The 20,638-nt window shown below is 63.0% G+C and carries 13 protein-coding genes; 8 read left to right on the plus strand and 5 right to left on the minus strand.

Annotated elements, in window-relative coordinates; all coding sequences use genetic code 11:
• Positions 1 to 5 precede the first annotated feature (5 nt).
• Genes CKW24_RS12380 through CKW24_RS12395 form a run of 4 tightly spaced genes read right to left on the minus strand, consistent with a single transcriptional unit; the run spans position 6 to position 5,465 of the window.
• Complete coding sequence (locus CKW24_RS12380) at positions 6 to 1,061, minus strand: TauD/TfdA family dioxygenase (protein WP_095168286.1); 1,056 nt, start codon at positions 1,059 to 1,061, stop codon at positions 6 to 8.
• Positions 1,061 to 4,492 carry a condensation domain-containing protein gene (locus CKW24_RS12385; protein ID WP_095168288.1) on the minus strand — a complete coding sequence of 1,144 codons (3,432 nt, stop codon included), beginning with the start codon at positions 4,490 to 4,492 and terminating at the stop codon, positions 1,061 to 1,063. The genes CKW24_RS12380 and CKW24_RS12385 overlap by 1 nt, the downstream gene beginning before the upstream one ends.
• Positions 4,489 to 5,247 (minus strand): thioesterase II family protein, encoded by a 759-nt coding sequence (locus tag CKW24_RS12390; RefSeq protein WP_256585457.1) that lies wholly within the window; start codon positions 5,245 to 5,247, stop codon positions 4,489 to 4,491. Before CKW24_RS12390 ends, CKW24_RS12385 begins: the two co-directional genes overlap by 4 nt.
• Positions 5,244 to 5,465, minus strand: a complete 222-nt coding sequence (locus CKW24_RS12395) for an MbtH family protein (RefSeq protein WP_269467581.1) — start codon at positions 5,463 to 5,465, stop codon at positions 5,244 to 5,246. The genes CKW24_RS12390 and CKW24_RS12395 overlap by 4 nt, the downstream gene beginning before the upstream one ends.
• A 215-nt stretch (positions 5,466 to 5,680) precedes the next feature.
• Between CKW24_RS12395 and CKW24_RS12400 the strand changes: the two genes are divergently transcribed.
• Positions 5,681 to 6,199 carry an RNA polymerase factor sigma-70 gene (locus CKW24_RS12400; RefSeq protein WP_095168290.1) on the plus strand — a complete coding sequence of 173 codons (519 nt, stop codon included), beginning with the start codon at positions 5,681 to 5,683 and terminating at the stop codon, positions 6,197 to 6,199.
• Between the two features lie 311 nt (positions 6,200 to 6,510).
• Here CKW24_RS12400 and CKW24_RS12405 read toward each other — a convergent pair whose 3' ends face one another.
• Positions 6,511 to 7,767 carry an amino acid permease gene (locus CKW24_RS12405; protein ID WP_095168291.1) on the minus strand — a complete coding sequence of 419 codons (1,257 nt, stop codon included), beginning with the start codon at positions 7,765 to 7,767 and terminating at the stop codon, positions 6,511 to 6,513.
• 376 nt (positions 7,768 to 8,143) lie between these two features.
• Between CKW24_RS12405 and mexE the strand changes: the two genes are divergently transcribed.
• From mexE to CKW24_RS12445, 7 genes are all read left to right on the plus strand, one after another.
• On the plus strand, positions 8,144 to 9,394 hold the full coding sequence (gene mexE, locus CKW24_RS12410) for a multidrug efflux RND transporter periplasmic adaptor subunit MexE (protein ID WP_095168293.1): 1,251 nt from the start codon (positions 8,144 to 8,146) through the stop codon (positions 9,392 to 9,394).
• Positions 9,395 to 9,409: 15 nt separating this feature from the next.
• Positions 9,410 to 12,589, plus strand: a complete 3,180-nt coding sequence (locus CKW24_RS12415; RefSeq protein WP_095168295.1) for an efflux RND transporter permease subunit — start codon at positions 9,410 to 9,412, stop codon at positions 12,587 to 12,589.
• Positions 12,586 to 14,007, plus strand: coding sequence for an efflux transporter outer membrane subunit (locus tag CKW24_RS12420; protein WP_095168296.1), 1,422 nt, complete (start codon positions 12,586 to 12,588; stop codon positions 14,005 to 14,007). The genes CKW24_RS12415 and CKW24_RS12420 overlap by 4 nt, the downstream gene beginning before the upstream one ends.
• Positions 14,008 to 15,327: 1,320 nt before the next feature.
• Entirely contained in the window at positions 15,328 to 16,227 is a 900-nt protein-coding gene (locus CKW24_RS12430) for a bestrophin family protein (protein WP_095168300.1), read from the plus strand.
• 75 nt (positions 16,228 to 16,302) lie between these two features.
• Complete coding sequence (locus tag CKW24_RS12435) at positions 16,303 to 17,358, plus strand: tetratricopeptide repeat protein (protein ID WP_095168302.1); 1,056 nt, start codon at positions 16,303 to 16,305, stop codon at positions 17,356 to 17,358.
• A 107-nt stretch (positions 17,359 to 17,465) separates the two neighbouring features.
• The gene (locus CKW24_RS12440) at positions 17,466 to 18,968 is read left to right on the plus strand and encodes an ATPase domain-containing protein (RefSeq protein ID WP_095168304.1); all 1,503 of its coding nucleotides are present in this window, start codon (positions 17,466 to 17,468) and stop codon (positions 18,966 to 18,968) included.
• Positions 18,965 to 20,635 (plus strand): response regulator, encoded by a 1,671-nt coding sequence (locus CKW24_RS12445; RefSeq protein WP_095168305.1) that lies wholly within the window; start codon positions 18,965 to 18,967, stop codon positions 20,633 to 20,635. The genes CKW24_RS12440 and CKW24_RS12445 overlap by 4 nt, the downstream gene beginning before the upstream one ends.
• The last annotated feature ends 3 nt before the right edge of the window (positions 20,636 to 20,638 follow it).

Raw genomic sequence — 20,638 nt, forward strand, 5'->3', positions numbered from 1 at the left:
GAACCTCAATCGAGTGCCAGGTCGGCGCTTTTCTGCGCAATTGCCATCGCGGTGAGAATCTTGCGCGGGCCAGTGAATGCATTACGGGCGTGCAGCGACAGCATGTTGTCCAGCAGGACCACGTCGCCTTGGTGCCAGGGGAATTCGACCATCACGTCGCGGTAAGCCTGTTGCAGGTGGCGGATGGTTGCGTCGGGGATCACTGCGCCGTCGCCAAAGAAGGTGTTCTGCGGCAGATCGTCGGGGGCGAACTCGGTGATCAATGCCGCGCGCAGGGTTTCAGGCAGGGTCAGGGCGTTGAAGAACGTGCCATGGTTGAACCACAGCTCTTCGCCGCTACGCGGGTGACGGACGATGGCCGGCCCCACCTGGCGGGTGCGCAGGCGGTTGCCGCTCTTCCACTGCGGTTCGATACCGATGCGCGCGCAATACGCCTCGACTTCCGCCCGGTCCTCGCTCTGGAACACGGTCTGCCAGGGCAGGCCCATACCGTCGCCGTAGTTGCGCACGTACATGATCCGGCGCTGGCGGAATTCCTCGCGCACGGCCGGGTCGATGCGTTGTAACAATGCGCGGGTATCGCCCAAGGGGGTTTCGCCACCGGTCAGCGACGGCAGGTCGCAATAGAAGTACAGGTGCAGCGGAAACACCGGCGAATAGGAATGCTCGTTGTGGGGGAAAATCCGTTCATTGCTCGGATAATCGGTGGAGCTGTAGATGTTGAACTGGCGGGTCACCTGGGTCCGTGGCGAGGCCCGGAACAGGTACTCGAGCGCCCCGCCGGAGATCGCCTGGACGCAGCGGTCGAAGCCATCGATGCCATCCACATCAAATCCGCGCAGGAGGATCGCGCCGTGTTCCAGCAGTCGCGCCTCGATCAGCTCGCGGTGCTGCCCCAGCCATTCCACCAGGTCGGTGCCGGCGAACCGTGGCCGACACAGCAGTGGCAGCGTGTGCCCTTCGAGCAGGGGCGTGAACACCACCCGCTCCTCCTGGCTGGCGGTGATGCTTCTGCGTGCCCGACCCATGGTCGGCAGTGCGGTGACTTTAACCTCGCTCATCATTGCTCCTGGACACTGTGCGGTTGAGTGGACGGCTGCGCTGCGCGCCGGCGCATCGGGCGCTGGCTGGCGAGCAGGGTCTGGCGCTGCTGGCTATCCACCGCCCGTGCTTCGCGCCGCACCTGGGCGGCCGCTTCCAGCAGGTCGGCCTGGGTCAACGCAGCCTTGCCCAGCCAGCAGTGCAGTACGGCTTGGATCTGCGCGAACAGCTGGGAAATTTCACCAGGCTGGAACAGCCCTTCGGGCATTTCGAAACGCGCTTCGAGGCGGCTGGCACTGCTGTAAAAACCGAGGATCAGGTCCAGCTCGGCAGCCTGTTGGCCGGCGTCGAACCCTTGCACGCGCACATCGCGCAGACGCGGCAGCGGTGGCTCGCCTTCCTGGTAATTGAGCTTGATGCTGAAGAACGGCGAGCGACCGGCCCGACGCGGCGGGCGCAGCGCTTCCACCAGTTGCTCGAAGGGCAAATCCTGGTGCCCTGCGGCGCCCAGCACTACGCCCCGGCACTGCTCCAGCAGGGCATCGGTGCTGGCGGCCAGGTCCAGATCAACCTGCAGCACCAACTGATTGATGAAAAACCCTACCAACGGCTCTGTGGCCGGATGACTGCGGTTGGCGATGTCGCTACCCAGGCGGATACGCGACTGACCGCTCTGCTCGCGCAGGCTGACCGCGAACGCTCCCAGCAGCAGCATGAACGGCGTGACTGCGCGTGCCCTGGCAAAGTCACGCAAGGCGCTGGTCTGCACGGCACTGAAGGTGAAGTGTTCGCCGACGGCCATCGCCTGCTTGTTGCGGGGCCGCTGCCCGTGCAGCTCCAGCCAGCTATGCTCGCCGGCCAGCGCTTGATGCCAGTAAGCCAACTGCCGGGCATGCTCGGGACCGGCCAACAGCTGGCGCTGCCAGCGGGCAAAGTCGCCATAGCCCACGGTCAACGCTGGCAGTTGCGCGTCGATGCCGGCCAACCGGGCGGTGTAGAGCACTTCCAGTTCATCCACCAGGTTGCGCATTGACCAGCCATCCACCGCGATGTGATGGGTGGTCAGCAACAGCACGTGCTCGCGCTGATCCAGACGCAGCACGCACACCCGCTGCAGGGGCCCGGTACTCAGGTCGAACGGTTGCCGGGCGTGCGCGGCGGCGCGCTGGCGAGCTTGGGCCAGACGCTGCTCGGGCGACAGCTCGGACAGATCCTCAATGGCAAATTCCAGCGCCAGGGTCTCCTGCAGCAGCAGGCGCACACCCTCGCCCTGCGCAGCAAAGGTGGTGCGCAACACCCCATGGCGCTGCTGCAGCGCGCCGAACGCAGCACGTAGCGCATCGACGTCCAGCGGGCCACGCAGGTGCAGCGCCAGCGGCACGTTGTACACCGAGCTGCGGGGGTCCAACTGCCAGGCGAACCACAAGCGCTCCTGGGCAAAGGACGGCAGCAGTTCGTCAGTCACGCTGGGGCTCAGGACAGGCTGGGTGTGGCCGGCAACGGCCTCGGCCAGAGATGCTGCAAAGCCAGCCAGCTCGGGGTGGTCGAACACGTTCGCCAGCGCCAGGTTCACCCCCAGGCGCTCACGCAGGCGTCCGACAATCTGCGCGGCAGCAATGGAGTTGCCGCCCAGGGCGAAGAAGTTGTCGTCGCAAAAAATCTCATCTTGTCCCAGCACCTCGGCCCAGACCGCCGCGACCAGTCGCTGCTGATCGTCAACCAAGGCCTGGCCCTCGCGCACCAGCGGCTGGTCGTTGCGCCGCAGGTGGAAGCAGTCCAGCTCCGCGCGTTCGAGCATCTGCCGGCAGGCGGAGCGTTGCAGTTTGCCGCTTGAGGTCTTGGGCAGTTCGCCGGGGTTGAGCAAGGCAATCCATACCGGCGTCTGCTGACAAACATCCGCCACGACTCGGTCGATCTGCGCACACAGTTGTGCAGCGCTGATCTTGCGTTGGGTGGTGCGACCGATCTCGACCGCGATCCCGATACCCTCGCCGTCAGCCTGCTCGACCACGAATGCCGTGACCCGGCCCTTGCGCGCGCCTTCGACGTTGTATTCGACGGCGCGCTCAAGGTCCTGCGGGTAAATATTCTGGCCACGGACAATGATCATGTCCTTGAGGCGCCCGGTGATGAACAAGCGGTTGCCGCGCAGGAAACCCAGGTCGCCGGTCCGCAGCCACGTGCGCCCTTCGCGGCTGACAAATGTCCGCGCGCTCGCCTGCGGGTTGCGCCAGTAGCCACGAGCGACGCTGTCGCCACTGGTCCAGATCTCGCCGATATGGCTGTCCGGCTGGATGTCGCCGGTGTGCGGATCCACCAGCATCACCTGCAGCCCTTCGTGCAGGATGCCGCTGCTGACCAGCAAGCTGCCCTGCCCCGGCTCGGCGCGGTGTTCGCCCAGCGCATGGCTGTCGAAACTGGCACTGACGAAGTGCTCCGCAGCGGTGGTACCGGCGACGAACAGGGTGGCCTCGGCCAGCCCATAGCACGGCAAGAACGCCGCCGGCTTGAACCCGCAAGGCGCGAAGTGCTGGGCGAAGGCTTGCAGGCTGTCCTGGCGCACCGGCTCGGAACCGGAAAACAGCACGCGCAGGCAGCTCAGGTCGAGCTTGGCCAGCACGCTTTGATTGACCCGCTCGGCGGCCAGGCGGAAGGCAAAGTCCGGGGCACCGCTGTGGCTCGCGCGATAGTGACTGATCGCTTCGAGCCAACGCGCAGGCCGCTCGACGAAGTGCCGCGGCGACATCAGGACCAGGCTCGCGCCCCGATAGACCGAGAGCAACAGACAGCCGATCAGCCCCATGTCGTGGTACAGCGGCAGCCAGCTGACGAAGGTGTCGTCTTCACGCAGGTCGAAGCAACCGAGCATCATCTGTTCATTGGCGACCAGGTTGCCGTGGCTGACTTCCACGCCCTTGGGGGTCGCGGTGGAGCCGGAGGTGTATTGCAGGAAGGCAATGTCCTCGTTGGCCGGTTGCCGCACCGGCCAGTTGGTGCTGCCCTGCAGTGTCGATGCATCCAGCGCGTCGACCGACAGGGTGGTCGGCAACGCCTGGGCGAAGGCCTGTACCAGCGACTCGCGCAAATGCTCCTCGGTCAGTACCAGGCTTGGCTGGGCATCGTCGAGGATCGAGCGCACCCGGCTCAGTTCGTACTGGCGCAACGACTCGGGCGGCAGTGCCGGCACGGCGATGATGCCTGCGTACAGGCAGGCGTAGAACGACACCACATAGCTCGGACCGCTCTGCATCAGCAACAACGCCCGCTCACCGACGCCGGCATGGCGTGCCAGCACTGCCGCCAGCTCACGGGCCCGGCGGTCGAGCTCGGCATAGGTCAGCGTCAGGCGCTGCGCTTCGCCGTCGAGGAGAAAATGCACCGCCGGCTTGTCACCGCGCCGCACCGCGTGCGCGCTCAACGCATCAACCAGAGACGTATGGAGGACTGTCATGTCGCACCTTTGCAAAGAAAGTGAGAGTCAGGGCGCACAGCGGCAGCGCCAGGCAACGTGGCCGCCAGGCAGGCAATCAGGTGGTCGAGCACCGCCCGCTCCTGCTCCTGGATGAAGAAGTGACCACCGGCGAACAGTTCGAGACTGAAACCTGCGCCGGCATGCTCGCGCCAGGCCAGCAGTTGCGCCTGGCTGGCACGATCCTCAGTGCCGGCCAGCACATGCACCGGACACTGCAGGGGCGCCGTCGGCTGATAGCGATAGCGGCCGCACAGCAGGAAGTCGGCGCGCAGCACAGGCAGCGCCAGACGCATCAGTTCGGGGTCTTGCAGAGCCTCAATAGGCGTGCCTTGCAGGGAGGCCAACTCGGCCATCAGTTGCTCATCGCCCAGGGGTTGGCGAAAGCGCAGGTAGTCGCGGTGCGCGGGGGCCGAGCCGCCAGACACCAGCAATGCACGAGGCGCCGGCAAGCCCTGCGCACGCAGGGCACAGGCCAGTTCGAACGCCAGCAGCGAGCCCATGCTGTGGCCGAACAGCGCGTAATGCCGATAGGTTTCACCGCGCAGTTCGCGGGCCAGTTGCGCGGCCAGGTCGACCAGGTCGCTTGCCAGCGGCTCGCCGGCACGGCTGCCCCGCCCCGGCAGCTCGAGCGGACGAATGTCCAGCCAGGCCGGTGCGCTACGACGCCAGCGTGCATAGCTCAGGGCACTGGCGCCCGCATAGGGCAGGCAGAACAGGGTCAGCAAAACGCTCACCGGCCGGCCTGCCCGTCCATGTGCTGACGCAGGCTGAGGGGGCGCATGTCGGTCCAGACCGACTCGATGTAGTCCAGGCAGTCTTGCTTCAGACCGCTTTTCCCCGCCTCACGCCAGCCCGCAGGCACTGCCTTGTAGTCGGGCCACAGCGAATACTGCTCCTCTGCGTTGACCAGTACTTTGAACGTTGCATCTTCGCGGTCGAAAGCCATTTGCAATTCCTCGATCTGTGGAGTCAATGCGAGGGGCATGACGCCCTGTCTCGCGGTTTCCTAGATCGACGAATGACAGAGAAATAACTTCAGACGGTGCTTTTGCGGCCTTGGATCATGACCAGGTGGAGATTGATTTAGGGAGTTGTTGCAAATAGTTCTTAATAGTATTAGATTTTTCACCCTCGCTGGCGTACTACCAAGAATTCATCAGGTGCCTCATGCAAAAAATCGATGCAGCCAGAAATGGTTCCCCCTTGCTTGAGGTGTTTTATGACCAGCGTTCACGCCTGATCGGTCTCGCAGCCCGGATCACCGGGTGCCGCAGTCACGCCGAAGACATCGTTCATGAAGCCTTCATGAAGGTCGACGATGCGGGTGACAACGAGCAGATCCGGTCCCAGGCGTCCTACCTCACCCGCGTCGTGCGCAACCTGTCGATCGACCATTACCGTCGACGCCAGTTCGAGGAACGTCTGATATGCCAGGACAGCGATAGCAACGAGGCGCCTGCGCACCACGCCGAAACCCCGGAAGCCCTGGTTTCCGACCAGCAACTGCTGGAACGGGTATGCGGCGCACTGGCCGACCTTCCCGAGCGCACCCGCTACGTATTCGAGATGTGCCGCATCCATGGCATGAAGCAGAAGGACATCGCCAGGGACCTCGGCGTGTCCGCGCCCCTGGTCAGCGCAATGATCCGCGAAGCCCTGCTGCATTGCCGGGAAAAAGCCCTCTAGCAGTATTGCCATCCTGCTGCCGCCGACGCAGCCTCGCGCTGCTCGACAGCGGCTACTGATGTGTCTCGCGCAAAAACAACAACGCCCCGACAGGTCGGGTAATGCTGTTCAGTTAAGCGACGCCGACCATTGTAGGAGCGAGCCTGCTCGCGAAAAACTCAAAGACGCCGCGTTTATACTGAATACACGCGTTATCGTTGACGTTTTTCGCGAGCAAGCTCGCTCCTACAAGGTACTGCACTCACTTAACTGAACAGCATTGCCCGACCTATCGGGGCGTTTTTTATCTCAACTGGCGTAGCCGCAAAACCCTACCAGCTGGCAGGCAACCAACCCAGTGCCGCGCAGATGGCGTAGGCCATGCTGATCAGGTACAGCACCACCACCGTGACCTGGATCAGCGGATGGGCAATCCAGCCGCATTGCCAGGCCGGGACGATGTCGCCGTTCTTGCGTGCCGAGCGTAGCATCAGGATCGGCATGATCGACAGGATCACCCCGCTGAAAACCCCGGCAAAGTACAAGGCGCTGACGAAGCCGACCATGCCGCTGTAGGCCAGGATAAACGGCGGCACGCAGACAATGGCCAAGACCATCAGGCGGGTCTTGGGGTTGCTCTCCGAACCCAGGCTCTGGAACTTGTCGAAGATGTTGGTCAGGAAGCTGCCACCCAGGCCCCAGTAGGACGTCATCATCGCGCACAGGGCAAAGGTGTTGGCGGTGTAGAACGCCCACTGCCCCAGCGCCTGGCCCCAGGCCAGGGTCGCGACTTCACTCTGGTTTTCCAGACCGGTCAGGGCGATCACCGACATCGGCACCATCGCCAGCAAAATAAAGGTAATCAGCATCCCGGTGATCACCGCCAGCGGCAGGCGCTTGGGTGCGTGGCTGAAACCACGCGCCATTTCCGGGACCACGTACTGGGCCGAGAAACAGAACACGGCAATGTTGAACACAGGGATCATGTAGACCCAATCGCCTTCCAGCAGATTGGCAAACCGGGTGTTGTCGTGGACCAGCGTGGCAATGACCAGCACCAGGGTCATGCTGAGCATGCCGATGCTGATGAACTTCTCACCCTTGCCGATGGCCTTCAGGCCCAGGTACAGCACCAGCGCTGCAGGCAGGAAGAACAGCAGGCTGCCGAGTGCCGGGCTGATCCCGAAAAACTCGCTGAGCACCTTGCCGCTGCCGCTCATGTAGGCCACGAGCGCGCCGATGCTGTTGACCGCTACCGAGAGGAAAATCGCCCAGGCCCCGAAGGAGCCGACGTAGCGCTGGGCCAGGCCACTCAATTGGTGGTGACGGCGGGTGCGCAAGGCGGTTTCCGAGACATACAGCATGGAGATGGTGGTGAAGATGCCGGCGACCGCCAGCCAGAACAGCAGCGGCATGTAGCCGGCCTTGCGGCTGGCGTAGGCCATCGACAGCACGCCGGCGCCGATGTTGGTGCCGACAATCATTGCCACCGCCTCGACGAAGGTCAGGCGTTTGACTTCCAGCCCGGAAGACTCGGCATGGCTCGCCTCGTGTGGCTCGTCGGCCACGGCGTAAGGGGTCTTGCTCATGAACAATTCTCGCTATTTATAGTTATTGCAGAATCCACGCAGCGTTCGTCATCAAAGCACTGCATGCAGTAAAACCTTGAACGGCGGGCAAAATATCACACATGGTGTTCGGAATAACACTCATGAGCGCTTATTCATTGGTCTAAGATGCCCGGATTAGAGCGTTTACTGCTTTCTGGGGACTGGCCAGGGGCGGGATTTGAGGGCTGCGGCGCCATCAATGATATTGATAGCAACCTAACAAAAGCCTTAGGCTAGAGGGCTGCCCCAGGGCTTATATCATTCCGAATGATAGTTACCTTTGCTTCATTCGATTCGTGAGATAGAGACTCGCCGAGCATCATCCGCCCATCTCAATACATTGGCGGATCTATCCATGGAACAGTCTCTTAAACATTTGCGCTTGCCCCTGGCCGCCCTCGCCGTGCTGGTGATGAGCGCCTGCGGCAAGACCCCGGACTCGGCCGCCACCATGCCCGCCGCCAAAGTCAGCGTGGCCAAGGTGCTGGAACAACCGGTCAACGAGTGGGACGAATTCACCGGGCGCCTGGAAGCGCCGGAAACCGTGGAAATCCGCCCGCGCGTATCTGGCCAGATCGATGAAGTGGCTTTCACCGAAGGCGCCCTGGTGAAAAAAGGCGACCTGCTGTTCCAGATCGATCCGCGTCCGTTCCAGGCTGAGGTCCGCCGCCTCGAAGCCCTGGTTGCCCAAGGCCGTGCCAATGCCACCCGCAGCGAAAACGAAGCCCAGCGCGGCGAGCGCCTGCGCACCAGCAACGCGATCTCGGCGGAACTCGCCGACTCGCGCACCAGCGCTGCCCAGGAAGCCCGCGCGGCAGTGGGCGCGATCCAGGCGCAACTGGACCTGGCCCGACTGAACCTGAGCTTCACCCGTGTTACCGCGCCCATCAGTGGCCGCGTCAGCCGTGCCGAAATCACCGCCGGCAACCTGGTGACCGCCGATGTCACGCCGCTGACCAGCGTGGTTTCCACCGACAAGGTCTACGCCTACTTCGACGCCGACGAGCGAGTGTTCCTCAAGTACAGCCAGCTGGCTCGCCAGGGTCAGCGTGGCCAGACCACTCCGGTGTACCTGGGCCTGTCCAACGAAGACGGCAACCCGCACCAGGGCCAGATGAACTTCATGGACAACCAGGTCAACCCCAAGACCGGCACCATTCGTGGTCGTGCGGTGTTCGACAACAGCAAGGGCGAATACACCCCCGGCCTCTACGCACGCCTGAAGCTGGTGGGCAGTGGCACCTACTCGGCGGTGCTGATCACCGACGAAGCGGTGGGAACCGACCTGGGCAAGAAGTTCGTACTGGTGATGGACGGCGACAAGTCGGTGTACCGCGCCGTCGAACTGGGGCCGAAGATCGAAGGCCTGCGCATCGTGCGCAGTGGCCTGAACAAGGACGACACGATCATCGTCAAGGGTTTGCAACGGGTGCGCCCAGGCTCGCCGGTCACCCCTGAAGTGGTGCAGATGGCCAGCCAGGCAACCCTCGCCGCCCTCGCCCAACAACGCCAGGCGCTTGAAGCCAGCAACCTGCCCCAAGTCGCGCCTGCCAAGGGTGCGCCGGGTACGGCTGTGAAGCTCGCCGCTGCGACTCCACGCGGTTAAGGGATACAGACTCCAATGAATTTTTCCCAGTTCTTCATTTCACGGCCGATCTTCGCCGCCGTGCTGTCGCTGCTGATCCTGATCGCCGGCAGCATCTCGCTGTTCCAGTTGCCGATCAGCGAATACCCGGAAGTGGTACCGCCGACCGTGGTGGTGCGCGCCAACTTCCCCGGCGCCAACCCCAAGGTCATCGGCGAAACCGTCGCAGCCCCGCTGGAACAAGCCATCACTGGCGTCGAGAACATGCTGTACATGTCCTCGCAGTCCACCGCCGACGGCAAGATCACCCTGACCATCACCTTTGCCCTGGGCACCGACCTGGACAACGCCCAGGTGCAGGTGCAGAACCGCGTCACCCGTACCGAGCCCAAGCTGCCGGAAGAAGTGACCCGGATCGGCATCACGGTGGACAAGGCCTCGCCCGACCTGACCATGGTCGTGCACCTGACCTCGCCGGACAAACGCTACGACATGCTCTACCTGTCCAACTACGCCCTGCTCAACATCAAGGATGAGCTGGCGCGCCTGGGCGGTGTCGGTGACGTGCAGCTGTTCGGCATGGGCGACTACTCGCTGCGGGTCTGGCTTGATCCGAACAAGACCGCTTCGCGCAACCTGACCGCGACCGACGTGGTCACCGCGATTCGCGAACAGAACCGCCAGGTCGCCGCCGGTGCCCTGGGTGCGCCGCCCGCACCGAATGCCACCGCGTTCCAGCTCTCGGTCAATACCCAAGGCCGCCTGGTCAGCGAGGAAGAGTTCGAGAACATCATCATTCGCGCTGGCGACGACGGTGAAATCACCCGTCTGAAGGACATCGCCCGAATCGAGCTGGGGTCCAGCCAATACGCCTTGCGCTCGCTGCTGAACAACGACCCGGCGGTGGCGATCCCGATCTTCCAGCGTCCGGGCTCCAACGCCATCGAAATCTCCAACCAGGTTCGCGAGAAAATGGCGGAGCTGAAGAAGAACTTCCCTGAAGGCATGGACTTCAGCATCGTCTATGACCCGACGATCTTCGTCCGTGGCTCCATCGAAGCGGTGGTGCACACCCTGTTCGAAGCACTGATCCTGGTAGTGCTGGTGGTGATCCTGTTCCTGCAGACCTGGCGCGCCTCGATCATTCCGCTGGTGGCAGTACCGGTCTCGCTGATCGGCACATTTGCCGTGATGCACCTGTTCGGCTTCTCCCTCAACGCGCTGTCGCTGTTCGGCCTGGTGCTGGCCATCGGTATCGTGGTCGACGACGCCATCGTGGTGGTGGAAAACGTCGAACGTAACATTGGCCTGGGGCTGACACCGGTGGAAGCCACCAAGCGCGCCATGCGCGAAGTGACCGGACCGATCATTGCCACGGCGCTGGTGCTGTGTGCGGTGTTTATCCCGGCCGCGTTCATTTCCGGCTTGACTGGGCAGTTCTATAAACAGTTCGCCTTGACCATCGCCATCTCGACCGTGATCTCGGCGTTCAACTCGCTGACCCTGTCGCCAGCGCTGGCTGCCGTGCTGCTCAAGAGTCATGACGCGCCGAAGGACCGCTTCTCACGGGTCCTGGACAGGTTGTTTGGCGGCTGGTTGTTCCGTCCGTTCAACCGCTTCTTCGACCGCGCCAGTCATGGTTATGTCGGCACCGTGACCCGGGTTATCCGCAGCAGCGGGATTGCCCTGGTCCTGTACGCCGGGCTGATGGTGCTGACCTTCTTCGGCTTCTCCAACACCCCTACCGGTTTTGTCCCGGCCCAGGACAAGCAGTACCTGGTGGCCTTCGCCCAGTTGCCGGATGCGGCGAGCCTGGACCGCACCGAAGAAGTGATCAAGCGCATGTCCGACATGGCGCTCAAGCAGCCGGGCGTGGAAGCCGCGGTGGCCTTCCCGGGCCTGTCGATCAACGGTTTCACCAACAGCCCCAACGCCGGGATCGTGTTCGTCACCCTCAAGCCCTTCGATGAACGCAAGGACCCGAGCCAGTCGGCCGGGGCGATTGCTGGCGCGTTGAATGGCCAATACGCCGACATCCAGGAAGCCTACATGGCGATCTTCCCACCGCCGCCGGTACAGGGCCTGGGCACCATCGGCGGGTTCCGCCTGCAGATCGAGGACCGCGGCAACCTGGGTTACGACGAGCTGTACAAAGAAACCATGAACATCATCAACAAGAGCCATAACGTGCCGGAACTGGCTGGCCTGTTCACCAGCTACACAGTGAACGTGCCCCAGGTCGATGCCGCCATCGACCGGGAAAAAGCCAAGACCCATGGCGTGGCCGTCAGTGACATCTTCGACACCCTGCAGATCTACCTGGGTTCGCTGTATGCCAACGACTTCAACCGCTTCGGTCGCACCTATCAAGTCAACGTCCAGGCCGAGCAACAGTTCCGCCTCGAACCGGACCAGATCGGCCAGCTGAAAGTGCGCAACAACAAAGGCGAGATGATCCCGCTGGCGACCTTCATCAAGGTCAGCGACACCTCGGGGCCGGACCGTGTGATGCACTACAACGGCTTCATCACCGCTGAAATCAACGGTGCCGCAGCCCCCGGCTACAGCTCCGGCCAGGCCGAACAAGCGATCGAAAAACTGCTCAAGGAAGAACTGCCCAACGGCATGACCTACGAGTGGACCGACCTGACCTACCAGCAGATTCTTTCTGGCAACACCGCGTTGTTCGTGTTCCCGCTGTGTGTGCTGCTGGCGTTCCTGGTGCTGGCGGCGCAATACGAGAGCTGGAGCCTGCCCCTGGCGGTGATCCTGATCGTGCCAATGACCCTGCTGTCGGCCATTACCGGGGTGATCCTGTCCGGTGGCGACAACAACATCTTCACCCAGATCGGTTTGATCGTACTGGTGGGCCTGGCATGTAAGAACGCGATCCTGATCGTCGAGTTCGCCAAGGACAAGCAAGAGGAAGGCATGGACGCACTCAGCGCGGTGCTCGAAGCCTGCCGCCTGCGTCTGCGGCCGATCCTCATGACTTCCTTCGCCTTCATCATGGGCGTGGTGCCCCTGGTCTTCTCCAGCGGTGCCGGTGCCGAAATGCGTCACGCCATGGGCGTCGCGGTGTTCTCCGGGATGCTCGGGGTGACCTTCTTCGGCCTGTTGCTGACGCCGGTGTTCTACGTATTGATCCGCCGCTATGTCGAGCGCGGCGAAGCTCGCAAAGCGGCCAAGGCCCTGCCACTGGAGGCACAACCATGAGCCTGAAAGTCTTCCTGCCGAGCTTGTTGGTGCTGGCCCTGAGTGCCTGCGCCGTCGGCCCGGACTATAAGACCCCGGCGACGGAGGCGGCCAACATCACGGCCGCCACCGATGGCGCAAAGGGTCAGAAGAACTTCGACCGGGCCCGCTTCGAAGGCATCTGGTGGCAGCAGTTCGAGGACCCGATCCTCAACCAGTTGGTCAACACCTCGCTGCAGGGCAACCGCGATCTGCGGGTGGCGTTCGACCGCCTGCGGGCCGCCCGGGCGTTTCGCGATGACGTCAGCAATGACGCCATGCCAGTCGTGACCAGCCGCGTCAGCAGTGACCTGGCCAAGGGGCAGATCCCCGGCCAGACCACCGACCGGGTCAGCAGCGAGCGTTATGACCTGGGCCTGGACATGGCCTGGGAAATCGACCTGTTCGGACGTATCCAGCGCAATCTGGAAGCGGCCGACGCCGACACCCAGGTAGCCGCGGCCGACCTGTACCAACTGCAAGTCACCCTGATTGCCGAGTTGGTGGATGCCTACGGCCAGCTACGGGGTGCGCAACTGCGCGAGAAAATTGCCCTGGCCAACCTGGCGAACCAGCAGGAGTCGAGCAAGATCACCGTGACCCTGCGTGATGCCGGTGTCGGTGATCAATTGGACGTGGTGCGCGCCGATGCCCGCCTCGCGTCCGTGGAAGCCAGCGTGCCGCAATTGCAGGAAGTGCAGATCCGTCAGCGCAACCGCATCGCGACCTTGCTCGGCGAGCGCCCGGATAAACTCAGCGTCGACCTCAGCCCGGCCAGCCTGCCGGCCATTGCCAAGGCCTTGCCGATTGGCGATCCGGGCGAACTGTTGCAACGCCGGCCGGACATCCAGAGCGCCGAACGCAAGCTGGCGGCCGCCACCGCGCGCATCGGCGTGGCCAAGGCCGACCTGTTCCCGCGGGTCAGCCTCAGTGGCTTCCTGGGCTTTACCGCCGGACGCGGCTCGCAGATCGGCTCATCGGCCGCCAATGCCTGGGCGTTGGGCCCCAGCATCACCTGGGCGGCCTTTGACCTGGGCAGCGTGCGCGCGCGTTTGCGTGCCGCCGATGCCAATGCCGACGGCGCCCTGGCCAGCTACGAGCAGCAAGTGTTGCTGGCCCTGGAAGAGTCGGAAAACGCCTTCTCTGACTATGGCAAACGCCAGCAGCGGCTGATTTCGCTGATTCGCCAGAGCGAATCGAGCCGGGCCGCCGCTGACCTTGCAGAGATTCGCTACCGCGAAGGCACCGTCGATTTCCTGGTGCTGCTGGACGCCCAACGCGAACGCCTGGCTGCCGAAGACACCCAGGCCCAGGCCGAAGTCGACCTGTACCGTGGCATCGTGGCGATTTACAAAGCCCTGGGCGGCGGTTGGCAACCACAAACCGTCGCCAGCAACTAAGCTTAAACGTGCTCCTTTGGTTGGCCGCAACCAACCAATTTTTAGCCTCGCGTCTCATTCGGTCGCGGGGCTTTTTTTGGCCTGGGGATTGGTTGAATCAAACACTGCGCGAGGCTTTGGGCCGTTTTCGTGAGCGGGCTATCTCCCACAGTGAATCTGGCTGCCGGCAAATTTTGCGTATGGCCACCACACCTGTGGGACTGGGCCGGCCTCATCGCGGCATAGGTATCTACACAACGTTGTAGCGGCCTCTGGCGTGTTGGATTAGGCGGAGTACATATCCATTTCTTCGGTAACGGCCTCCTATGGTTCCGCCTGACGGCGGCTCACTTTTGAACAGCGCAAAAGTAAGCAAAACGCTCTTACCCCACCACTCGGTGCCTCGCTTAGGCTCGGCATGCCCGTACTCCGACATTGATTTGGGGGGCCGCCGCAATGGGCCCTCCCTGGCCCAGTGCGGCTAAACCGGCGTCCTGCCGGTTTACCCCCCAAATCAATATCGAAGTACGGCCAGCGTGGTTAACGGGGCGCCCAGGATCAAAAGCCAGAGCCAGAGCCAGAGCCAGAGCCAGAGCCAGAGCCAGATCAAAAGATGGCTGACTTCGTCAGCCTCTTGGGAAGTAGAAGCTACACCGCGCATGCCCTAGCGATCAGGTCGGCTTTTAGGCCGCCTCGCTTTGCTTTTGATCCTGGGCGCCCCGTTAACCACGCTGGCCGAACGCAGGCTTGAAGCCGTGGGTAACCCGGCAGGACGCCGGGTTAGCCGCCCCGCGCCATGGATGGCGCGTGGCGGCGACCCACGGATTCAAGCCGGAGTGAGGGAACACCGAGCCTAAGCGAGGTGCCAAGTGGTGGGGCAAGAGCCTTTTGCTTACTTTTGGGCTCCTCCAAAAGTGAGCCGCTGTAAAAGCGGAACCATAGGAGGCCGTTACCGAAGAAATGGATATGTACTCGGTCTAATCCAAAACCCTGGTGCAACGTCGCACCACAGCTGTGTAGAAACCTATGCCCATCGCGGACAAGCCGCAAGCGGGCGCCCGCTCCCACAGGCCGAACGCCGTCCTGTGGAAGCGAGCCTACGCGCGAAAAACCTGAGAGCGCCGCGTTTATTCAGGAGCCGCGCGTCATCGTTGGCGTCCATCGCGGGCAAGCCCGCTCCCACAAAAGGTCTGGACGTGCCACATGGCGTAGATCGATCAGCCAAGTCAAAGCCATAGACAGCATCGATCACCCCGTCAGCCAGAGCAATTGGACAGGCTGCCTCCAGGCCTCTAGCCTTCAACCGCTGCCACAGCACGAAAACGGCTGAAGACCCCACTGATGATTGTCCGTCCCAAACCCAACCTGATCGGCATCCTGTTCTCCCTCAAGGGTTCGATTGCCAAGCGCATCGCCTTGCGCAGCCTGCTGGTGACGCTGCTGGCATCGGTCATTGTGCTGGTGGAAACCTGGCACCCCGCGTACTTCTCCAAGGTCAATGCCACGCCTTTCACCCTGCTAGGGCTGTCGCTGTCGATTTTCATGAGCTTTCGCAACAACGCCTGTTATGACCGCTGGTGGGAAGGCCGCAAGCAATTGGGCCAGTTGATCATCGAGCTGCGTTCGCTGATCCGCGAAACCCAGGTGCTCAAGGACCCAGGTGAACGTGAACCGCTGCTGCGCGAACTCTGCGGTTTCGCCCATGGCCTGATTGCCCGGCTGCGGGTCGAAGACGAGGCTGCGGCAATCAGACCATGGGCCGATGTCGAGGCCGACCTGCGCCATCCGAATCTAAGCGATCGCCTGCTGCAACACGTCGGCGCCCGTTGCTCACGCCTGGCCGAGCTGGGCCGGATCAGCGAATGGCGCTATACCCAACTGGAAACCCGGCTGGTCAGCCTGAGCCAGGTACAGGCCGCTTGCGAGCGGATCAAAAGCACGCCCCTGCCCTTCCCCTATACCCTGCTGCTGCATCGGACCATCTACCTGTTCTGCATCCTCCTGCCCTTCGCCATGGCCGAACCGCTGGGCTGGCTGACGCCGGTGTTCACGGCCATCGTCAGCTACACCTTTTTTGGCCTGGACGAAATCGGCGACGACCTCGAAGATCCGTTCGGCTTCGATGAGAACGATCTGCCGTGCAATGCCCTGCTGCGCCTGATCGAGCGCGAAGTCCTGGCTGCCCTCGGCCACGACGAACTGCCCCCGGCCCTGTTGCCGGTCGACTACGTTTTAAACTAGGCGCGGGTTTGACTCAGGGCCTGCGCTGACCGAAGCTGGCACCCCTGCACTCGTTGTCAGCTTCCGGATCCGCGCATGTCCAAGCCTCGTCGCTACCTGATCATCAGCCTACTGGTTGTCGTTGCCATCACCATCACCTGGCTGTCCCTGCGCAGTGTCACGCCGCAGGTGCCGGAGGCGATCAAGCGCGGCTACAGCGAAGCCCTGGACCAGGCGCGCAATGGCAAGCCCGGTGCGGCGCGTGTGCTGTACCAGCAATTGGCCCGCCCGGATATCTCCGACAAGCGCCGCCTGTGGCTGCATGCCGAACTGCCCAACTACCCCAGCCCCCAGGCCCTGAAGCTGGCCGATGCCGACCTGCACCACCCTTCGGTGGCGGTGCGCGAGGCGGCGATCGACAGCATCGTCGGGCTGGTGCCCAGCGGCCAGCGCAGCTTGTTGCTCGGGCCACTGCTGGAGGACAGCGAGCAAGCGGTGCGATTTGCCGCCGCCGAGGCGTTGCTCGGTTTGTCGCCCGATGACCTGGGGCTGTACTTCGGTCCGCTGCAGCAAGTCATCGATGAGTACGAGCAGGCACTGCAAAGCCAGCCAGTTACCGCCCACACCCAGTACCAACTGGCGCGCCTGCACCTGCACAACGCCGAACTCAAGCAGGCGCAGCAAGCCTTGGAGCAGACCCTGGCCCTGGACCCGGGCAACCTGCCTGCGCTGGTGATGCAGATCGAGGTCCTGGACAAACAAGGCCAGAGCGAAGCGGCCCAGCAACTGCTGGCCCGCCAGCTCAAGGCGCAACCTGACTCGGCGTACCTGCAACACGCCCTGGGTTTGTGGCTGTTGCACCACGGGCAAAGCGAGTTCGCCCTGCTGGGGTTGTCCAGGGCGGTGGAGCTGGAGCCGAACAACAAGCACTACCGCTATGACCTGGCGACCACCCTGCACAGCGAGCACGAGCTGGAAGCGGCGCAGAAGCAGTTGCAGGAAATCGTCCAGCGCCACCCGGCCGATCGCAAGGCGCGGGTACTGCTGATCAACTACTGGAAGGAAAGCGGCCAGTTGCAGAATGTCCAGGTGCTGCTGGCGCAGTTGGAGCAGATGAATCCGGACGATCCGGCGCTGCAGCAGGGTCTATGATCAGATTGCGTTGAACCGTTTGGCTCGTCCCGGGGTCCAGTGAACAGGCAGCCATTTCGCCAGTATCGGCCGCTGCCTCGCTTCCCCTAGTCATGAGAGGGCATTTTTTGTCTACATCCAACGAGTTGAACAGTGAAAAAGCCGCCACCGGCATTGAAGGCCTGGATGACATCCTCGCCGGTGGACTGTCCCGCGGCCATGTGTTTCTGCTGGAAGGAGAACCCGGCACGGGCAAGACCACGGTGGCCCTGCATTTTTTGATGGCCGGCGCCCGCGCCGGTGAACGCTCGCTGTACATCACCCTGTCGGAAACCGAACGCGAATTGCGCCAAGGCGCCAAGTCCCACGGCTGGGAACTGGATGAGAACATCCACATCTTCGAGCTGACGCCGCCAGAGAGCCTGCTCAATGGCGAGCACCAGCAGAGCCTGCTGTATTCCTCGGACCTGGAGTTGGGCGAAGCCACCAAGCAGATTTTCGAGGTGGTAGAACGGGTCAAGCCGACCCGGGTGGTGCTCGACAGTCTTTCGGAAATCCGCCTGCTGGCCCAGAGCTCGCTGCGCTATCGGCGGCAGATCCTGGCGATCAAGCACTACTTCGTACGCTACGACGCCACCGTGCTGCTGCTCGACGACCTGACCACCGAATCCCTCGACAAAACCGTGCACAGCGTGGCCCACGGGGTGATTCGCCTGGAAGAACTGACCCCCAACTATGGCGCCGAACGCCGGCGCATCCGGGTGGTCAAGTACCGGGGCCAGAAGTATCGCGGCGGCTTTCATGACTTCACCATCATGGCCGATGGCGTGCACGTGTTCCCCCGGCTGGTGGCTGCCGAACATCGCGGGCGGTATATCCGCCAGCAGTTGACCAGCGGCATCAAGGAAATGGACGCCCTGCTCGGCGGTGGCATCGAGACCGGGTCCAGCACCCTGATCCTCGGTCCGGCCGGTACCGGCAAATCGCTGATCTCGATGATCTTCGCCGCCGCAGCCGTGGCACGGGGCGAAAAGGCCGCGCTGTTCATCTTCGATGAAGAGCTGGGCCTGCTGTTCGAACGCATGAAGAACATGGGCATCGACCTGCAAGCCCTGCAAGACTCCGGCAACCTGCTGATCGAACAGGTGGACGCGGCCGAACTGTCCCCAGGCGAGTTCTCGCACCGGGTGCGCCGTTGCGTCGACGAACGCGGGATCAAGACCGTGGTGATCGACAGCATCAACGGCTACCAGGCCGCCATGCCCGAGGAAAACGCCCTGGTGCTGCACATGCACGAGTTGCTGCTGTACCTCAATCGCCAGGGCGCCGCGACCTTCATGACCGTGGCCCAACACGGGCTGGTGGGTGACATGCAGGCGCCGGTGGATATTACTTACCTGGCCGACACGGTGATTCTGCTGCGTTACTTCGAGGCCCTGGGCAAAGTGCGCCGGGCCATTTCGATCATCAAGAAACGCACGGGCAGCCATGAATCGACCATTCGCGAATACCGTATCGGCAGCACCGGCATGACTATTGGTGAGCCCCTGGACGCCTTTCAAGGCGTGTTGCGTGGTGTGCCCACCTACCTGGGCGCCAACACACCGCTACTTGTGGACGAGAACCATTGATCGCGCTCAAGGCAGTGTCCGAGCGCGCGTTGATTCTTGCGCCGTTGGGACGCGATAGCCAGATCGCCCTGACCCTGCTTAACGAGGCCGGTTACGCTGGCGTAATCACCCAGGGGCTGGGCGTGCTGTGCGAGCAGTTGGAACACGGTGCGGGCCTGCTGCTGATTTCCTCCGAGGCCCTGCTGGGCGCGGACCTGGAGCCGTTGCTGCGGTTTATCGAGCAACAACCGGCCTGGTCGGACTTGCCCATCGTGCTCCTCACCCACCATGGCGGCGCCGAGCAGAACCCAGCGTCGCGTTTTGGCGCCCAGTTGGGCAACGTGACCTTCCTCGAGCGCCCGTTTCACCCGGTGACCCTGATCAGCCTGGTGTCCACGGCGCTGCGCGGGCGCCGCCGGCAGTATGAAGCCCGCGACCGCCTGGTGGATTTGTACCAGAGCGAACTGCGGCTGAAGAACACCCTGGAAACCCTCGAGCAACAGGTCGAGGAACGCACCACCCAACTGCGGCACAATGAAGAGGCCCTGCGTCAATCGCAGAAAATGGAAGCGGTCGGCCAGCTCACGGGCGGTATCGCCCATGACTTCAACAACATGCTGACCGGCATCATTGGCAGCCTGGAATTGCTGCGCCGGCGCCTGGCGCGCGGTTGCACCGATGACCTGGACGGGCTGATCGACCTGGGCGTGACCTCCGCCAACCGCGCCGCTGGCCTGACCCATCGCCTGCTGGCGTTTTCCCGACGCCAGTCGCTGGATTCCAAGCCGGTGGAAATGAACACCCTGGTGCGCTCGATGGGAGAACTGCTGCAGCGCAGCATCAATGAAAGCATTCAGTTGAACATGCAACTGCAGGATCCGCTGTGGGTGGCCGAGGCCGACCCCAATCAGCTGGAAAGCGCCCTGCTCAACCTGGTCCTGAATGCGCGCGACGCCATGCCCGACGGCGGCACCCTGGCGGTCAAGACCTTCAATCAGCACCTGGACACCGAGTTCACCCAAGCCCATGGCAACCTGCAAGCCGGCGATTATGTGGTGTTGAGTGTGATCGACAGTGGCTGTGGCATGCCCCAGGCCACCATCAGCCGGGCTTTCGACCCGTTCTTCACCACCAAGCCGATCGGCCAGGGCACTGGCCTGGGGCTGTCGATGATCTATGGCTTCAGCAAGCAGTCCCGTGGCCACGTGACCATCCAGAGTGCAGTGGGCAGCGGGACCACGGTGAACCTCTACCTGCCGCGCTTTCGTGGCGACCTCACGCAAAGTCAACCGCCCCAGGTGCCCCACGCACCGGGAGCAAAGGCCGGGGAAACCGTGCTGATTGTCGAGGACGATCCGGCGGTGCGGGTGCTGGTCAGTGCGGTATTGAGCGAGCTGGGGTATGCCTTCGTCGAAGCCGGGGACGCCGACAGCGCGGTGCCGATCCTCGATTCCGAACAGCGCATCGACCTGCTGATCAGCGACGTCGGGCTACCTGGCATGAACGGCCGGCAACTGGCGGAAATCGGCCGGCAATACCGGCCCGACCTCAAGGTGCTGTTCATTACCGGCTACGCCGAGCATGCCGCGGTGCGCGGCGGCTTTCTCGACCCGGGCATGCAAATGATCACCAAGCCATTCACCTTCGACCTGCTGACCGCCAAAGTCCGCGAAATGATCCGCACCTGAGGC

Source organism: Pseudomonas sp. Irchel 3H3, from assembly GCF_900187635.1.
Taxonomy (GTDB): Bacteria; Pseudomonadota; Gammaproteobacteria; order Pseudomonadales; family Pseudomonadaceae; genus Aquipseudomonas.

Bases quoted from the DNA above. Each gene is read 5' to 3' on its own strand.
- CKW24_RS12430 (WP_095168300.1), top strand. From the start codon at position 15,328: ATGATTGTCCGTCCCAAACCCAACCTGATCGGCATCCTGTTCTCCCTC.
- mexE (WP_095168293.1), top strand. From the start codon at position 8,144: ATGGAACAGTCTCTTAAACATTTGCGCTTGCCCCTGGCCGCCCTCGCC.
- CKW24_RS12400 (WP_095168290.1), top strand. From the start codon at position 5,681: ATGCAAAAAATCGATGCAGCCAGAAATGGTTCCCCCTTGCTTGAGGTG.
- CKW24_RS12385 (WP_095168288.1), bottom strand. From the start codon at position 4,492: ATGACAGTCCTCCATACGTCTCTGGTTGATGCGTTGAGCGCGCACGCG.
- CKW24_RS12415 (WP_095168295.1), top strand. From the start codon at position 9,410: ATGAATTTTTCCCAGTTCTTCATTTCACGGCCGATCTTCGCCGCCGTG.
- CKW24_RS12420 (WP_095168296.1), top strand. From the start codon at position 12,586: ATGAGCCTGAAAGTCTTCCTGCCGAGCTTGTTGGTGCTGGCCCTGAGT.
- CKW24_RS12405 (WP_095168291.1), bottom strand. From the start codon at position 7,767: ATGAGCAAGACCCCTTACGCCGTGGCCGACGAGCCACACGAGGCGAGC.
- CKW24_RS12435 (WP_095168302.1), top strand. From the start codon at position 16,303: ATGTCCAAGCCTCGTCGCTACCTGATCATCAGCCTACTGGTTGTCGTT.
- CKW24_RS12380 (WP_095168286.1), bottom strand. From the start codon at position 1,061: ATGAGCGAGGTTAAAGTCACCGCACTGCCGACCATGGGTCGGGCACGC.